Origin of the sequence: Pseudomonas sp. SAS7, assembly GCF_052112345.1 — a bacterium.
GTDB lineage: Bacteria > Pseudomonadota > Gammaproteobacteria > Pseudomonadales > Pseudomonadaceae > Aquipseudomonas > Aquipseudomonas putida_Q.
This window is the reverse complement of the sequence record NZ_JBEGGO010000008.1, coordinates 167,488-182,658: the sequence shown is the minus strand read 5'-3', so window position 1 is coordinate 182,658 and position 15,171 is coordinate 167,488. Positions and strand designations below refer to the sequence as shown.

At 62.3% G+C, this 15,171-nt stretch carries 13 protein-coding genes; 5 read left to right on the top strand and 8 right to left on the bottom strand.

Annotation, left to right across the window (positions count from 1 at the left end):
- Positions 1–60 precede the first annotated feature (60 nt).
- The 4 genes from ABI582_RS14950 to ABI582_RS14935 form a co-directional block, all read right to left on the bottom strand.
- Positions 61–312: a DUF1653 domain-containing protein gene (locus ABI582_RS14950; protein ID WP_016485639.1), complete on the bottom strand. Its 252-nt coding sequence runs from the start codon at positions 310–312 to the stop codon at positions 61–63.
- 75 nt (positions 313–387) lie between these two features.
- Positions 388–1,563, bottom strand: coding sequence for an acetyl-CoA C-acyltransferase FadA (gene fadA / locus ABI582_RS14945; protein WP_012271343.1), 1,176 nt, complete (start codon positions 1,561–1,563; stop codon positions 388–390).
- A gap of 31 nt (positions 1,564–1,594) precedes the next feature.
- Complete coding sequence (fadB, locus tag ABI582_RS14940) at positions 1,595–3,742, bottom strand: fatty acid oxidation complex subunit alpha FadB (RefSeq protein WP_442119556.1); 2,148 nt, start codon at positions 3,740–3,742, stop codon at positions 1,595–1,597.
- Between the two features lie 622 nt (positions 3,743–4,364).
- Positions 4,365–4,802, bottom strand: coding sequence for a hypothetical protein (locus ABI582_RS14935; protein WP_442119555.1), 438 nt, complete (start codon positions 4,800–4,802; stop codon positions 4,365–4,367).
- Between the two features lie 110 nt (positions 4,803–4,912).
- On the opposite strand from ABI582_RS14935, the gene ABI582_RS14930 reads away from it, so the two are divergent.
- Positions 4,913–5,353 (top strand): universal stress protein, encoded by a 441-nt coding sequence (locus ABI582_RS14930; RefSeq protein ID WP_016500748.1) that lies wholly within the window; start codon positions 4,913–4,915, stop codon positions 5,351–5,353.
- 128 nt (positions 5,354–5,481) lie between these two features.
- Here the strand turns inward: ABI582_RS14930 and ABI582_RS14925 are convergent, their stop codons facing one another.
- Positions 5,482–7,410 (bottom strand): ATP-binding cassette domain-containing protein, encoded by a 1,929-nt coding sequence (locus tag ABI582_RS14925; protein WP_442119554.1) that lies wholly within the window; start codon positions 7,408–7,410, stop codon positions 5,482–5,484.
- Between the two features lie 221 nt (positions 7,411–7,631).
- Between ABI582_RS14925 and ABI582_RS14920 the strand changes: the two genes are divergently transcribed.
- Positions 7,632–9,557 (top strand): transglycosylase SLT domain-containing protein, encoded by a 1,926-nt coding sequence (locus ABI582_RS14920; protein WP_442119553.1) that lies wholly within the window; start codon positions 7,632–7,634, stop codon positions 9,555–9,557.
- A 127-nt stretch (positions 9,558–9,684) separates the two neighbouring features.
- On the opposite strand, the gene ABI582_RS14915 is transcribed toward ABI582_RS14920, so the two are convergent.
- Both ABI582_RS14915 and ABI582_RS14910 read right to left on the bottom strand, forming a co-directional pair.
- Positions 9,685–10,488: an MOSC domain-containing protein gene (locus ABI582_RS14915; protein ID WP_442119552.1), complete on the bottom strand. Its 804-nt coding sequence runs from the start codon at positions 10,486–10,488 to the stop codon at positions 9,685–9,687.
- A 55-nt stretch (positions 10,489–10,543) separates the two neighbouring features.
- Positions 10,544–11,479, bottom strand: a complete 936-nt coding sequence (locus ABI582_RS14910) for a chemotaxis protein CheV (RefSeq protein ID WP_145914580.1) — start codon at positions 11,477–11,479, stop codon at positions 10,544–10,546.
- 350 nt (positions 11,480–11,829) lie between these two features.
- Between ABI582_RS14910 and ABI582_RS14905 the strand changes: the two genes are divergently transcribed.
- The 3 genes from ABI582_RS14905 (at position 11,830) to ABI582_RS14895 (ending at position 14,250) form a co-directional block, all read left to right on the top strand.
- Complete coding sequence (locus ABI582_RS14905) at positions 11,830–12,339, top strand: histidine kinase (RefSeq protein WP_442119551.1); 510 nt, start codon at positions 11,830–11,832, stop codon at positions 12,337–12,339.
- 365 nt (positions 12,340–12,704) lie between these two features.
- On the top strand, positions 12,705–13,601 hold the full coding sequence (locus tag ABI582_RS14900; RefSeq protein ID WP_338746619.1) for a sensor histidine kinase: 897 nt from the start codon (positions 12,705–12,707) through the stop codon (positions 13,599–13,601).
- On the top strand, positions 13,591–14,250 hold the full coding sequence (locus tag ABI582_RS14895; protein WP_338746618.1) for a response regulator transcription factor: 660 nt from the start codon (positions 13,591–13,593) through the stop codon (positions 14,248–14,250). Before ABI582_RS14900 ends, ABI582_RS14895 begins: the two co-directional genes overlap by 11 nt.
- Here the strand turns inward: ABI582_RS14895 and yegS are convergent.
- Positions 14,234–15,121 (bottom strand): lipid kinase YegS, encoded by an 888-nt coding sequence (yegS, locus tag ABI582_RS14890; RefSeq protein ID WP_442119550.1) that lies wholly within the window; start codon positions 15,119–15,121, stop codon positions 14,234–14,236. The genes ABI582_RS14895 and yegS overlap by 17 nt on opposite strands.
- Between the last annotated feature and the right edge of the window lie 50 nt (positions 15,122–15,171).

Here is a 15,171-nt window from a genome sequence, read left to right as displayed (position 1 = left end):
AGGTACCAAACGCGGCACCGCTATATATAGTGGCAAAAGTGTGAGGTCAAGCTCGGGTGATCACTCGTGCGACTTGCCCAGCAACCCAGGCAGCCCTTCTTCGGCCTTGACCAAAGCAAAGCGTGGCACCTGCTCGCCGTCAACCTCGACAGACTCCTGGAACATCAAAAGGGGGCGCACCCAGAAGCTGTAATCACCATACAGGCATTGGTAGAACACCATCCACTCTTCGTTCTCGGAGTGCCGCGCAACGCTGAAGACACGGTACTCAGGCCCCTTGTAATGCCGGTATACGCCTGGTTGTATCTGCATGTTGCCCACCCTCTTGAATAAACCTGTAAAAACAAAACCGGGGCACAAGGCCCCGGTTACTATCCCGCAACGCAATCAGACGCGTTCGAAGACCGTGGTGATACCTTGGCCGAGGCCGACGCACATGGTCGCCACGCCCAGCGTACCGCCATTCTGCTTCATGACGTTGAGCAGGGTGCCCGAAATCCGTGCCCCAGAGCAACCGAACGGGTGACCCAAAGCGATGGCGCCGCCGTGCAGGTTAACCTTCTCATCCATCTTGTCGAGCACTTTCAAATCTTTCAGCACCGGCAAGGCCTGTGCAGCAAAGGCTTCGTTGAGCTCGATGAAGTCGATGTCAGCCATGGTCAGCCCGGCGCGCTTGAGCGCTTTCTGGGTGGACGGCACAGGGCCATAACCCATGATCGCCGGATCGACACCGGCCACCGCCATCGAACGGATCACCGCCAATGGCTGGATACCCAGGTCCATCGCGCGCTGACCGGACATGACGATCATGCACGAAGCGCCGTCGGTGATCTGCGACGATGTACCGGCAGTGACAGTACCGCCCTTCGGGTTGAATGCGGGCTTGAGCGACGCCAGGCCTTCGAGGGTGGTTTCCGGGCGAATGGTTTCGTCGAAATCGAACACCTTCAGGAAGCCGTTCTCGTCATAGCCCTGCATCGGGATGATCTCGTCCTTGAACTTGCCTTCGACCGTGGCCTTGTGGGCCAGCTGGTGCGAACGCACGCCGAACAGGTCCTGCTGCTCACGGGTGATTCCGTGCATCTTGCCGAGCATTTCTGCAGTCAGGCCCATCATCCCGGAAGCCTTGGCAGCATGCAAGGACAGGTGCGGGTTAGGGTCCACGCCATGCATCATGCTGACGTGACCCATGTGCTCCACGCCACCGACCACGAACACATCGCCGTTACCGGTCATGATTGCCTGGGCAGCGGTGTGCAAGGCACTCATCGAAGAGCCGCACAGGCGGCTGACGGTCTGCGCTGCAGACGTGTGCGGGATCTGGGTCATCAGCGACGCCATGCGGGCGATGTTCCAGCCCTGCTCCAGGGTCTGGTTGACGCAGCCCCAGATCACGTCCTCCACTTCTTTCGGATCGACCTTGCCGTTGCGCTCCAGCAGCTTGCTGATCAGGTGCGCCGACATGTCTTCGGCACGGGTATTGCGGTGCATGCCACCCTTGGAGCGGCCCATTGGCGTGCGACCGAAGTCGACAATCACCACGTCTCTTGGATTCAGGCTCATATCAAATCTCTCGCTCTAGCTCGTTGACCGCTCAGTTGAAGAAGCGCTGGCCGTTCTTGGCCATTTCACGCAGCTTCGCAGTCGGGTGGTACAGCGGCCCCAGATCGGCGTACTGATCGGCCAGGGCGACGAATTCGGCCACACCGATCGAGTCGATGTAGCGCAGCGCACCACCGCGGAAAGGAGGGAAACCAATGCCATACACCAGGCCCATGTCGGCTTCGGCGGCGGTTTCGACAATACCGTCTTCCAGGCAGCGCACGGTCTCCAGGCACAGCGGGACCATCATCCAGTTGATGATGTCTTCGTCGGTGATTTCACGCTGTTCGAACACGATCGGCTTGAGCACGTCGAGCACGGTGGCGTCGAAGACCTTCTTCGGCTTGCCGCGCTTGTCGGTTTCGTAGGCGTAGAAGCCCTTGCCGTTCTTCTGGCCCAGGCGGTTGGCCTCGTACAGCGCGTCGACGGCCGAGCGGCGCTCGTCCTTCATGCGGTCCGGGAAGCCTTCGGCCATCACGTCGCGGCCGTGGTGGCCGGTGTCGATGCCGACCACGTCCATCAGGTAGGCCGGGCCCATCGGCCAGCCGAACTTTTCCATGACCTTGTCGATGCGCACGAAGTCGACACCGGCACTGACCAGCTTGGCAAAGCCGCCGAAGTACGGGAACAACACCCGGTTGACCAAGAAGCCCGGGCAATCGTTGACCACGATCGGGTTCTTGCCCATTTTCTTGGCGTAAGCCACGGTGGTAGCCACCGCCACTTCACTGGACTTCTCGCCACGGATGACTTCCACCAGCGGCATCATGTGCACTGGGTTGAAGAAGTGCATGCCGACGAAGTTTTCCGGGCGCTTGAGCGCTTTTGCCAGCAGGTTGATGGAGATGGTCGAGGTGTTGGACGCAAGGATCGCATCCTCTTTCACCTGGCCTTCCACTTCAGCCAGCACGGCCTGCTTCACTTTCGGGTTCTCGACCACGGCTTCGACGACGATGTCGACATTGGCGAAATCGCCATAGGACAGGGTCGGGCGAATGGCATTGAGCGCCTCGGCCATCTTGGCCGGGGTCAGGCGACCCTTGTCGACGCGGTTGCCGAGCAGCTTGGAGGCTTCGTTCAGGCCCAGCTGAATGGCTTCCTCGCGGATATCCTTCATCAAGATCGGGGTGCCTTTGACCGCCGACTGGTAAGCGATGCCGCCACCCATGATGCCGGCACCGAGCACGGCGGCCTGTTTCACGTCGTGGGCGATCTCGTCATGCGCCTTGGCCTTGCGCTTGAGTTCCTGGTCGTTCAGGAACAGGCCGATCAGGCTTTCGGCAACCGACGTCTTGGCCAGCTTGGCAAAGCCTGCGGCTTCGACTTCCAGGGCCTTGTCGCGGCCGAAGTTGGCGGCTTTCTGGATGGTCTTGATGGCTTCGACCGGGGCCGGGTAGTTCGGGCCGGCCTGGCCGGCAACGAAGCCCTTGGCGGTCTCGAAGGCCATCATCTGCTCGATGGCATTGAGCTTGAGCTTTTCCAGCTTGGGCTGACGCTTGGCCTTGTAGTCCAGCTCGCCACTGATGGCGCGCTTGATCAGGTCCAAGGCACCGGCCTGCAGCAACTCGGGGGCGACCACGGCGTCGACGGCACCCACTTTGAGGGCGTCTTCGGCACGGTTTTCCTTGCCGGAGGCGATCCACTCGATCGCGTTGTCCGAACCGATCAGGCGCGGCAGGCGCACGGTGCCGCCAAAGCCAGGGTAAATACCCAGCTTGACTTCCGGCAGGCCGATCTTGGCGCTGCTGGACATGACACGGTAGTCGGCGGCCAGGCACATTTCCAGGCCGCCGCCCAGGGCGATGCCGTTGATGGCCGCAACGGTCGGCACTTCGAGGTCTTCGAAGGCGCTGAAGATGCGGTTGGCTTCCAGGTTGCCGGCGACCAGTTCGGCCTCGGGCAGCTTGAAGTTGTCGACGAACTCGGTGATGTCGGCGCCGACGATGAACACGTCCTTGCCACTGCTGACGATCACGCCCTTGACCGAGGCATCGGCCTGGATGGCGTCGACTGCCTGGCGAAGCTCGTTCAGGGTCAGGCGGTTGAACTTGTTGACGGACTCACCCTTGAGGTCGAACTTGAGCTCGACGATGCCACTTTCAAGAGCCTTAACCGTGATGGCTTTACCTTCGTAAATCATCAACTGATCTCCACGATATGGAAGCTGAACTGTACACGCCGATCGCTGCAGCAGAAGCAGGCCTAGCTGCCCTGCCCCAGGCACACCCGTCAGCGCGCTAGTCGGAAGTATGGGTTGGCGTCATGACATACAAACGCTCAATTCATACGCCCGTTTGATTTGGGTGTGCACACATTCTCCGAAAAGATCGGCGTTGTCAAATGCTCACGAGCACGGCGAAAACGCGACTTTCCAGTCACTTTGTATCGTCCGGGTACAAAACATGATGACAGTGATCGCCGACCATTCATGTCAGCGATTGACCACGCTCGGTTGAACAGTGCTGCATCTTTCGGCTTGCGCGGCAACCCAAGGCGACTACACTGGCACGTGCTGAATGAATACCCGGCCTGCCTGGCCTTTTCTGCGCAGCAGAACGCAAAGCGGCGACTTGGCACCCCACCCCTTCAGGGTTCCGCCAAGCCGCCGCTTTGTCGTTTAAAGCCCTGAAGGCCTACGCCGTACCTGTAGGAGCAGCCTTGTGCTGCGAAGAGGCCGGTATGCCTGATAGGGCTGTTCCGGGCGTATCGGCCTCTTCGCAGCACAAGGCTGCTCCTACAGGTACGAGGTGGCCCTGCGGGGTTCAAGCCAGGGTTTCGAGGACGTAGGCAACATCCTGCAACACAGCCACATCGCCCCGTTCAGTCCAGTACAGGGCGATCATCCGCGCATCTGCTTCGACCTTGTAGACGCTCGCCGGCAAGCGCGCCAGGGGCTCGATGAAACGTGGATCTTCGCAGGGCTCACGCCACTGGTTCCACCACACCCCCGGGCTGATCTGCCAGAAGCTGAAGCTGTCTTCATGCCCCCGACGCCGTGCCCGATGGTACTGCGGGCAAGGGCTTGGCGGCTCCTTTTCGAGCCAGTGCGGCCATTGCTGCGGCGCCAGCTGCATACCCAGCCCCATTCGCCGTGCCTCCAGGCGCAGCTTCATCTGCTCGCTCTGCTTGCGCGAGCCGCGCAGCCAGGAAAGCGGGCTGAGAATCAGCGCAAGGATTGACACCACCAGCAATACCGTCATATCAGTAGTTCCCATAAAGCGTTGCAAATGAGCTGGTTAGCCATTTTTCACGGAAGACCCGCCCGAAAGCGACCATACTTCTTCTATCGCGATTGCCAGGAGTACCGCTCATGCAATATGAACATTTGTTGGTCGCCGTCGACCTGACCGAAGAATGCGACCCGGTGATCAAGCGTGCCATGAAGCTCGCCGAGCCCTCAGGCGCCAAGGTGTCCCTGGTTCACATCGTCGAGCCGATGGCCATGGCATTCGGCGGTGACGTGCCCATGGACCTGTCGCAGCTGCAACAGCAGCAGTTCGACCAGGCCAAGGAGCGCATGGACCGCCTGTTCAACAAGTATCCTGAAATCAACCGTGGCGACTCGCACCTGACCTACGGCCAGCCGCGTCAGGAAATCCACCAACTGGCCAAGGACCAGAAGTGCGACCTGATCGTGGTCGGCAGCCATGGCCGCCATGGCTTGGCGTTGCTGCTGGGCTCCACGGCCAATGACGTGCTGCATGGTGCGCCGTGCGATGTTCTGGCGGTGCGGTTGCAGAAGAAGGAATAACTTAACCTGATCTGGCCTCTTCGCGGGGCAAGCCCGCTCCTACAGGTACACCACATGCGTCAAAGCCTGTTGTGTACCTGTAGGAGCGGGCTTGCCCCGCGAAGAGGCCGGTGCAGGTTAAATGCCGATCAGCCTTCCAGCTCGGCCCAGCGCTCTACCAGCGCATCCAGCTCACCTTGGAGCTTCTCGATCTTGGCCAGCACTGCCGAAGTTTCCGCAATCGGCCGCTGGTAGAAGCCAGCCGCATTCACTTCTTCCTGAGCCTCAGCCATGCGCTGCTCAACTTCGTCGATCTGCCCTGGCAGCATCTCCAGCTCACGCTGCAGCTTGTAGCTAAGCTTCTTCTTCGAAGCCTCTTCCGCCACCGGCGCAGCCACTGGCGCGGCTTTGTCCTCGACCTTCTCCACCACCGCGCTGTTGAGTTCGGACTTGCCACCCTTGCTCTCGGTCACGCCCAGCAGCTTTGGCGAGCCACCCTGGCGAATCCAGTCCTCGTAGCCGCCGACGTACTCACGCACCTTGCCCTCGCCTTCGAACACCAGGGTGCTGGTGACGACGTTGTCGAGGAAGGCCCGGTCGTGGCTGACCATCAGCACGGTGCCCTTGTAGTTAGACAACACCTCTTCAAGCAGCTCGAGGGTTTCCACGTCCAAGTCGTTGGTCGGTTCGTCGAGTACCAGCAGGTTGGCCGGCTTGCTGAACAGCTTGGCCAGCAGCAGGCGCGCACGCTCGCCACCGGACAGTGCCTTGACCGGCGTGCGGGCACGCTGCGGGCTGAACAGGAAGTCGCCCAGGTAGCTCAGCACGTGGCGGTTCTGGCCGTCGATCTCGATGAAGTCACGGCCTTCGGCCAAGTTGTCGATCACGGTCTTTTCCAGCTCGAGCTGGTGGCGCATCTGGTCGAAGTAGGCCACTTCCAGCTTGGTGCCGCGCTCGACCTTGCCCGAAGTGGGCTCCAGGCCGCCGAGCATCAGCTTGAGCAAGGTGGTCTTGCCGGTACCGTTGGCGCCCAGCAGGCCGATACGGTCCTGGCGCTGCAGGACCATGGAAAAGTCCTTGACCAGCATTGGCCCGCCGGCGTGATGGAAGCTGACGTTTTCCAGCACCATCACCTGCTTGCCGGATTTTTCTGCCGACTCGATCTGGATGTTGGCCTTGCCCTGGCGTTCGCGGCGCTCGCCACGCTCCACGCGCAAGGCTTTCAGCGCACGCACGCGGCCTTCGTTACGGGTGCGGCGGGCCTTGATGCCTTGGCGGATCCACACTTCTTCCTGGGCCAGGCGCTTGTCGAACAGCGCGTTGGCGGTTTCTTCGGCGGCCAGTGCGGCCTCCTTGTGTACCAGGAAGCTGGCGTAGTCACCGTTCCAGTCGATCAGGCCGCCACGGTCCAGTTCAAGGATGCGGGTGGCCAGGTTCTGCAGGAAGGACCGGTCGTGGGTGATGAACAGCACCGCACCGTTGAAACTGCGCAGGGCCTCTTCGAGCCAGGCGATGGCACCGATGTCCAGGTGGTTGGTCGGCTCGTCGAGCAGCAGCAGGTCGGGCTCGGACACTAGCGCCTGGGCCAGCAGCACACGGCGGCGCCAGCCACCGGACAGTTCGGCCAGGGTCTTGTCGGCCGGCAACTGCAGGCGGCTGAGGGTGCTCTCCACCACTTGCTGCAGGCGCCAGCCATCACGGGCTTCCAGCTCGTGCTGGACGTGCATGAGTTTTTCCAGGTCTTCGTCGTTCTGGATATTCATGCTCAGGTGATGGAACTGCGCCAGCAGCTCGCCGACGCCATCCAGGCCTGCGGCCACGACATCGAACACCGTGCGCTCGTCCGCCACCGGCAGTTCCTGCGGCAGCTCGCCGATCTTCAGGCCCGGGGCGCGCCAGACTTCACCGTCGTCGCCCTTCTGCTCGCCCTTGACCAGGCGCAGCATGCTGGATTTGCCAGTACCGTTGCGGCCGATGATGCACACCCGCTCACCACGAGCGATCTGCCAGGACACTTTGTCCAGCAGCGGCATGGCGCCGAATGCGAGGGACACATCGCTGAATTTGAGCAGGGTCATGTTGGTCTCCATAAATCGGGCGCGCATTCTACCTGACTTGGCCCTCGACAGCATCCGCCTCGCCATCCGACGGGGGCTTTGCGACATCCGGTCGAAGTTAATATCCCGATACAAGCACAGTGCTTTCACCCGCCGCCGGCAAACAGCTAAGCTAAGGCAATTGCTTCCAACAGTGCTGGCTCCGCCGTCACTTCCCCATGGTTCAACTGCCCGGACGTATCATGCGCAGCCGCCTGTTACACATTGCATCCTGCCTGCTGCTCACCGCTGCCACCTGCGCGGCGCAGGCTACCGACCTCACCCAGCAACGCCAGTACTACGACGAGGCCAAGCGCGCGCTGGCCAAGGGCGACAAAGGCCCCTACTTGCGCTATGCGCAAGCCCTGAGCGACTACCCGCTGACACCCTACCTGGCCTACGACGAGCTTACCGCCCGCCTCAAAACTGCCAGCAACCAGGAGATCGAAGGCTTCCTCGCCAAGCATGGCGACCTGCCGCAAGCCAACTGGATGAAACTGCGCTGGCTACGCTGGCTGGCCGAACGCGGCGAATGGGACACCTTCGTCAAATACTACGACCCCAAGCTCAACTTCACCGAACTGGACTGCCTCAACGGCCAGTATCAGCTCAGCCATGGGTTGCGCGCCGAGGGCTACGCAACCGCCGACAAACTGTGGAACGTCGGCAAGTCGCAGCCTGCCGCTTGCGACACCCTGTTCGGCATGTGGGCGGCCGAAGGCCAGCTGACCGAAGCCAAGCGCTGGGAACGCACCAAGCTGGCGGCCCAGACCCGCAACTACGCCCTGGCCAACAACCTGGTCAAGACCCTGACCACCCTCGGCCCTCAGGGGCGCCTGCTGGTCGACGTGGCGCAAAAGCCAGAGCTGCTCAACCAGCCGTCGCGCTTTACCCCGGCCAACGAAGCCATGTCCGATGTGGTCAGCCTCGGCCTGCGCCGCCTGGCCCGGCAGGACCCGGAGCGGGCCATGGCACTGCTCGACGATTACGCCCAGCGCATGCACTTCTCTCGCGACGAGAAGGTGGCCATCGCCCGCGAAATCGGCCTGACCCTGGCACGCCGCTATGACCCGCGCGCACTCGACCTGATGACCCGCTACGACCCCGAGCTGCGCGACAACACCGTCAGCGAATGGCGCCTGCGCCTGCTGCTGCGCTTGGGCCGCTGGGAAGACGCCTACGAGCTGACCAAGCGCCTGCCCCAGGACCTGGCCAGCAGCAGCCGTTGGAAATACTGGCAGGCACGCAGCCTGGAGCTGGCCCAGCCGAACAACCCGCAGATCCCGCTGCTGTACAAGACCGTGGCCCGTGAACGCGACTTCTACGGCTTCCTCGCCGCCGACCGGGCACAGACGCCGTACCAGTTGAACAACAAGCCATTGCTGCTGAGCCCGCAACTGGTCAAGAAGGTCCGCACCACACCCGGCATCCAGCGTGCACTGGAATTCCACGCCCGCGGCCAGATCGTCGAGGGCCGCCGCGAGTGGTACCACGTCAGCCGCCACTTCACCCGCGACGAAATGGTTGCACAGGCACGCCTGGGCTATGAGCTGCGCTGGTACTTCCCGGCCATCCGCACCATCAGCCAGGCGCAATACTGGGACGACCTGGACATCCGCTTCCCGATGGCCCATCGCGACACCCTTGTGCGCGAAGCCAAGGTCCGCGGCCTGCATTCGAGCTGGGTATTCGCCATCACCCGCCAGGAAAGTGCATTCATGGAGGATGCGCGTTCGCCAGTGGGCGCCAGCGGCCTGATGCAGCTGATGCCGGCCACCGCCAAAGAGACCGCGCGCAAATTCAGCATCCCGCTGGCATCACCGGCGCAGGTGCTGAACCCGGACAAGAACATCCAGCTGGGCGCGGCCTACCTCAGCCAGGTGCACGGCCAGTTCAACGGCAACCGGGTGCTGGCCTCGGCGGCCTACAACGCCGGGCCCGGGCGCGTGCGGCAGTGGCTGAAAGGCGCCAAGCACCTGAGCTTCGATGTGTGGGTGGAATCGATCCCGTTCGACGAAACGCGCCAATATGTGCAGAACGTGCTGTCGTATTCTGTGATCTACGGGCAGAAGCTGAATTCGCCGCAGCCGCTGGTGGATTGGCATGAGCGATATTTCGATGACATGTAAGGCCTGCTGAACCTGAACCGGCCTCTTCGCGGGTGAACCCGCTCCCACAAGATTCCCTTTTTTCTGGGAAGAATGGATTACCTGTGGGAGCGGGTTTACCCGCGAAGAGGCCGGCACAGCAACCTTGTCACTCCAGGACTTCCACCTGCATCCCCACCTCAAGCCACCCATCCCCATCTACCGCCAGGTTCTGCCCGAACAGCACATCCCCCTCCTTTTCGCGGAAGGTCTTGAGCGTTGCCATCGGCTCGCGGTCGGCACTGCGCTCCCCGGTTGCTGGGTCAATTGTTGTGAAGATGCACCGCACACTGGGCTTGAGCACGCGAAATTCCAGGTTGCCGATACGGACCCGCTTCCAGCCATCCTCGGCAAACGGTTCTGCTCCTTGCACCACCAGGTTCGGTCGAAAGCGCAGCATTTCCATGGGCCGGCCGATACGCCGGTTGAGCTCGTCCAGCGAGCCCTGCCCAATCAGCAGCAAAGGAAAACCGTCGGGAAACGCCGCCCGATCACTGTTGTAGCCATAGCCATTGGGCAGATAACGCGCACGCTGCTCCGGGCAATGCACCAGGCGCACAGCCTTGCCCAGCAACGCGCTCAACCAGGCTGCCGCTGCGTCGCCGGCGTCGGGCACACGCAGGGTGTCGCGCCAGATCGTCACGCCGCGCAGGGCATCATCGGCAGCGGGCACAGGCACCCGCAACGGCACCCGCCCAGGCGCCTGCAGCAACAACTGGCCGTTGTCATCATCGCACGCCTGCAACTGGCCAAGTTGCGGCCAGGCCCGCTGGGTCAGGAAGCGTCCATTTTCTTCCTCGACCACCATCCAGCGCCGGTCGCCCTGCAACCCCAACAACCCCACCCTCGATGCCTGCAGGCTTTGCGCCTGGCCCGACTTCACCGGGTATCGATACAGCTCACTGAGAAACATCCCTGCCGCCTCGCGTCATGCCAAATGCCAAGCTTATACCTGGCGGGCCCAGCGATCACGCAGTGGCGGTATCCAGCAGCAGGCGTTGCTTGACCACATCGACCAGGCGATCAGGCTGGAACTTGGACAGGAAGTTGTCACAACCCACCTTTTTCACCATGGATTCGTTGAAACTGCCCGACAACGAGGTGTGCAAGACCACGTAAAGCTGGCGCAGACGGGCATCGCTGCGAATTTCGGTGGTCAGCCGGTAGCCGTCCATTTCCGGCATTTCGGCGTCGGTAAACACCATCAGCAGCTTTTCACACACATCCTCGCCCGCATCGGCCCAACCCTTGAGCATGCGCAACGCCTTCAGGCCATCGCTGGCCACATGCAGCTTCATGCCCAGCTGGGACAGGGTGTCACGCAACTGCGCCAGGGCCACGCTGGAATCGTCCACCAGCAGCACCTCGCGGCCACGGGCACGGGCCAGCACCGGGTCGGCGAGTTTATCGCCAGAGACCCGCGCGTTGTACGGCACGATCTCGGCCAGCACCTTCTCCACGTCGATCACCTCCACCAGCTTTTCATCGACCTTGGTGATGGCCGTCAGGTAGTGCTGGCGCCCGGCGCTGGCAGGCGGCGGCATGATCGACTCCCAGTTCATGTTGACGATGCGGTCGACGCCGCCCACCAGGAAGGCCTGCACCGAACGGTTGTACTCAGTGACAATGATGGTGCTGTCCGGCCCAGGCTGCAGCGGGCGCATGCCGATCGCCTGGGACAGGTCGATCACGGGCAGCGTCTGGCCGCGCAGGTTGACCACCCCACAGACGAAGGCGTGGCGCTGGGGCATCAGGGTCAGCTTGGGCATCTGCAGCACTTCCTGCACCTTGAACACGTTGATCGCGAACAACTGCCGGCCGGCCAGGCGAAACATCAGAATTTCCAGGCGGTTCTCACCCACCAGTTGCGTGCGTTGGTCTACTGTGTCGAGAATGCCAGCCATTGGAAAACCCCCAGGCTTGAGTCAGAAAAGTGAAAGCATCCACCCTGTATCGGCGGCTTCACGCGCACCTTGACCCTTGCGGGAAAATGCCGCGCAGGCAATTGATATCACTTTACCATCATGCTTTACTGCGGGCATTCCACGGAAATCAGCAGGGGCGAGATAAGTTCCCCACCTGAGCCCAATATCAGGGAAACCCCTAGCTGCAATCGGGCGCAACCTGATGTTCGCGATATCCTTTAGCCATTAATGTGACGCCATTCTCAATGCATGAATGGAGTCAGGCTTTTGCTAGCTATCGTTTTGGCGTGCCCGCCCCCTGCGCCTGCCCTACGCGCGGGGACCTGATCATGGACACTGCCTTATCGTTCGACGACGCCCTGCAGAACTACCTGCTGGATGCACAGGTATTGCTGACCCAGGCACAGGAGTGCCTGCTGCATCTGGAGCTGATCGACAATGATCCGGATGCCTGCCGCTGCCTGGACAACACCCTCGACAACCTTGCACGGCAGGCCACGCGCCTGGGCCTGCGTGAAGTTGCCCATTACACCAACGCCCTGCAGCAGTTGCTCGCTCCCGCCTGTCACCGCGGTTGTCTGCCACGTGAAGCCCTGCCTGCGCTAGGGGCCTGCCTTACCTTGCTGGCCTGGCAACTGGAACTGCTCGATACCCGTACCGGGCGGCTGAACCTGGACATCGGCGAACAACTGGTGTTGCTGAGCGACCTGGCCAAGGTCGTGCAGCAACCCTTTGCGCCGGCCTGTGCTTCCTGCGACGAGCAAGGAAGCGCATGCCTGCATTCGCACACCACAGTGGTGGCAGGCAAAGGCAGCGACCGCTGGAAGCCAAGGTATTAACCTGACCCAAAGTGCAACTAAGCACGTTTATTCACGCCCCGCCGAGAGCGAACTTGGAAAGTGCTGCAAGTTTCCGGGGGCCAGGTGGAATCATTATCGCACTAGTTGCACAACAAGTGCGTGATGCGCGATCAAGGGGTGGCACTTTGCTACCCGCGAATGCCCGACTTGCAGGCGTTTCAAGGCGTTACCCAGCCGCGACCAATACAGTGCGAAGTGGTAATATGCGCCCCCACAAACGCTTGCAACCTGAATAAAGGTTGAACGATCACGTGTTCGAAAAAATATCGAAAGTACTGCGCCAAAGCCTCTGAGCAGCATTGTGCAAGGCCCCCATCAGCAATACTTCAGTGGCTCCCCTACCTATGCTCCCACGCTTGAAGACTTCTTTGCGTTGCTGGTCCCGCGTTGCCCTGCTGCGTTGGGCGACCGCCGCGCTATGCGTAGCCTCGCTGGTCGCCAACCTGACGCTGTACCTGGCCAACCATGCAGTCCCGGGCAGCCTGCTGGTGCTGCAAATGGCCGCTACGCTGGGTACCGTCGTCTGCCTGTGGCTGGGCGCCAGGTCGATCAGCCTGCGCCCGGCAGAACTGGCCGAGCGCATGCTCAAAGTCCAGGAAGACGAGCGCCAGCACTTGAGCCGGGAGCTGCATGACGACATCGGCCAGATGCTCACCGCCGCCAAGCTGCAACTGCAGTGGCTGCAACGGCGCATGCCCGACGAGCTGCAGGGCCACTGCAACACCCTGCGCAGCACGCTGGATGACACCCTGGGTAACGTGCGCGACGTGTCCGCCCTGCTCAACCCTCGGCAATTGGCCAGCCTTGGCCTGGAAGCCAGCCTGCGCGCGCACCTGGTGCGCACCTTGGCCAGCAGTGGCGTGCACTGGAGCCTGGCGTGCAACCAGCGCCTGGGCGGCATCGACGAGGCGGTGGCCATGGCGGTGTTTCGCATCACCCAGGAGGCCGTGACCAACATGCTGCGCCACGCCCAGGCAGGCAACCTGATCATCCAGCTGCAGCGCACCCCCGAGGGGCTGGCGTTGTCGATCCACGACGATGGCCGTGGGTTCGTCCCGGCACGGCACCCGGCCGAAGCTGGCCAGCGCGGCCTGGCCGGCATGCAGGAGCGGGTCACCGCGTTGCAGGGCAGCCTCGACATCACCAGCCAGCTCGGCCTGGGCACGCGTATCGAGGCGGTGTTCCCGTGGCCTGCGCGTACTCAGCAACGCGCCGGGAGTAGCACCACCCATGACCTGTAGACTGCTGCTGGTAGACGACCACTCGCTGATCCGTGCCGGTGTGCGCGCACTGGTCTGCGACATCCCCGGCTATGACGTGATCGGGGAGGCCGACGACGGCAGCCAGCTGCTCGAACAAGTGCGCGCGCTGGCGCCCGACATCGTCTTGCTGGACATCTCCATGCGTTCGACCAGCGGCCTGGACGCCCTCACCCAACTGCGGGCAAGCGGCAGTACCTGCAAGGTGCTGATCCTGTCGATGCACACCGACCCGGACCTGATCATGCGGGCTCTGGAAAGCGGCGCCCATGGCTACCTGCTCAAGGACACCAGTGCCACCGAGCTGGAACAGGCCCTGGGTGCGGTGCGCAACGGCGAACGGTACCTCAGCCCGGCCATCGCCCACACCGTCATCAACCAGGCCCTACGCCACACCAGGCAGGGCAAGCAAGCTGCTGGCGAGCGGCATAACCTCACGGCGCGACAACTGGAAATACTGCGCCTGATCGTGCGCGGCAAGGCCACCCGGGAAATCGCCACAGGGCTGGGCCTGTCGATCAAGACCGTGGAAACCCACCGTTCGCAAATCATGAAGCGCCTGCAAATTCACGACGTAGCGGGCCTGGTGCTGTTTGCTGTACGCGAGAAAATCATCAGCCTGGATGACTGAGCAACGGCGACCCTGCCGGCAGGTGCAGGCGTAGCGCGGCAGGCCTGGCCTGAAAGCGCAGGTTGTCGGCCTGCAACGGCTCGCCATCGAGGTTGATGTCCAAGCCTTGCGCGCTCTTGATCTCGACCCAGGGCAGCCTGGCGCGGACGAACAGGCCGTCACCTGCCAGCAGGTCGCGCAGTGCCCCGACCACCTCTTGCGGCGCTGGCAGGATGGCGATGTCGAGCAAGCCGTCGTTCACGACCGCGTCGGGGCATAGCAATTGCCCGCCTCCAGCCTGGCGACCATTGCCGATACCCAATGCCAGCAAGCTGCCCTGCCAGTGGAAGTCAGGCCCCTGCAGCTCCACCGAGGCTGCCTGCAACTCGCTGAAACGCGACAACCCGGTAAACAGGTAGGCCGCAGCACCCAGCACCTTTTTCAGATCCTCGGAGGTACTGGCGGTGACCTGGCTACCAAACCCACCTGTGGCCATGTTGAGGAACAACTGGTCGCCGGCCTGGCCCAAGTCGATGGCCTGTGCCGGTTCATTCAGCAGCGCCAACGCAGCAGCAGGCTCCAGGGGTATGCCGGCGGCTTTGGCGAAATCGTTGGCCGTACCCAGCGGCATCAGCGCCAGGCTGGCTTCGGCACCCGCCAGCCCCATGGCCTCGGCCACATCCCGCAAAGTGCCGTCCCCACCACCGGCGACGATATGGCTGTAGCCAGCTGCCAGCGCCTCGCCAACCAGGCGCGGCGCGTCACCTGCCTCCCAGGTTACACGCACATCCAGCACCCAACCGGTATCGCGCAGGTCGAGCACGGCGCTGCGCAGCTCTTCGTTCATCGCCTGCTTGCCGTGCAGGATCAGCATTGCCTTGCGCCCTTGCATCGCGCGCCTCCGTGAAGTTGACCGACCCAGATCTCGACCATGCACGCTGC

Bases quoted from the DNA above. Each gene is read 5' to 3' on its own strand.
- fadA (WP_012271343.1), bottom strand. From the start codon at position 1,563: ATGAGCCTGAATCCAAGAGACGTGGTGATTGTCGACTTCGGTCGCACG.
- ABI582_RS14950 (WP_016485639.1), bottom strand. From the start codon at position 312: ATGCAGATACAACCAGGCGTATACCGGCATTACAAGGGGCCTGAGTAC.
- ABI582_RS14935 (WP_442119555.1), bottom strand. From the start codon at position 4,802: ATGACGGTATTGCTGGTGGTGTCAATCCTTGCGCTGATTCTCAGCCCG.
- ABI582_RS14905 (WP_442119551.1), top strand. From the start codon at position 11,830: ATGGACACTGCCTTATCGTTCGACGACGCCCTGCAGAACTACCTGCTG.
- fadB (WP_442119556.1), bottom strand. From the start codon at position 3,742: ATGATTTACGAAGGTAAAGCCATCACGGTTAAGGCTCTTGAAAGTGGC.
- yegS (WP_442119550.1), bottom strand. From the start codon at position 15,121: ATGCAAGGGCGCAAGGCAATGCTGATCCTGCACGGCAAGCAGGCGATG.
- ABI582_RS14910 (WP_145914580.1), bottom strand. From the start codon at position 11,479: ATGGCTGGCATTCTCGACACAGTAGACCAACGCACGCAACTGGTGGGT.
- ABI582_RS14915 (WP_442119552.1), bottom strand. From the start codon at position 10,488: ATGTTTCTCAGTGAGCTGTATCGATACCCGGTGAAGTCGGGCCAGGCG.
- ABI582_RS14895 (WP_338746618.1), top strand. From the start codon at position 13,591: ATGACCTGTAGACTGCTGCTGGTAGACGACCACTCGCTGATCCGTGCC.
- ABI582_RS14925 (WP_442119554.1), bottom strand. From the start codon at position 7,410: ATGACCCTGCTCAAATTCAGCGATGTGTCCCTCGCATTCGGCGCCATG.
- ABI582_RS14900 (WP_338746619.1), top strand. From the start codon at position 12,705: ATGCTCCCACGCTTGAAGACTTCTTTGCGTTGCTGGTCCCGCGTTGCC.
- ABI582_RS14920 (WP_442119553.1), top strand. From the start codon at position 7,632: ATGCGCAGCCGCCTGTTACACATTGCATCCTGCCTGCTGCTCACCGCT.
- ABI582_RS14930 (WP_016500748.1), top strand. From the start codon at position 4,913: ATGCAATATGAACATTTGTTGGTCGCCGTCGACCTGACCGAAGAATGC.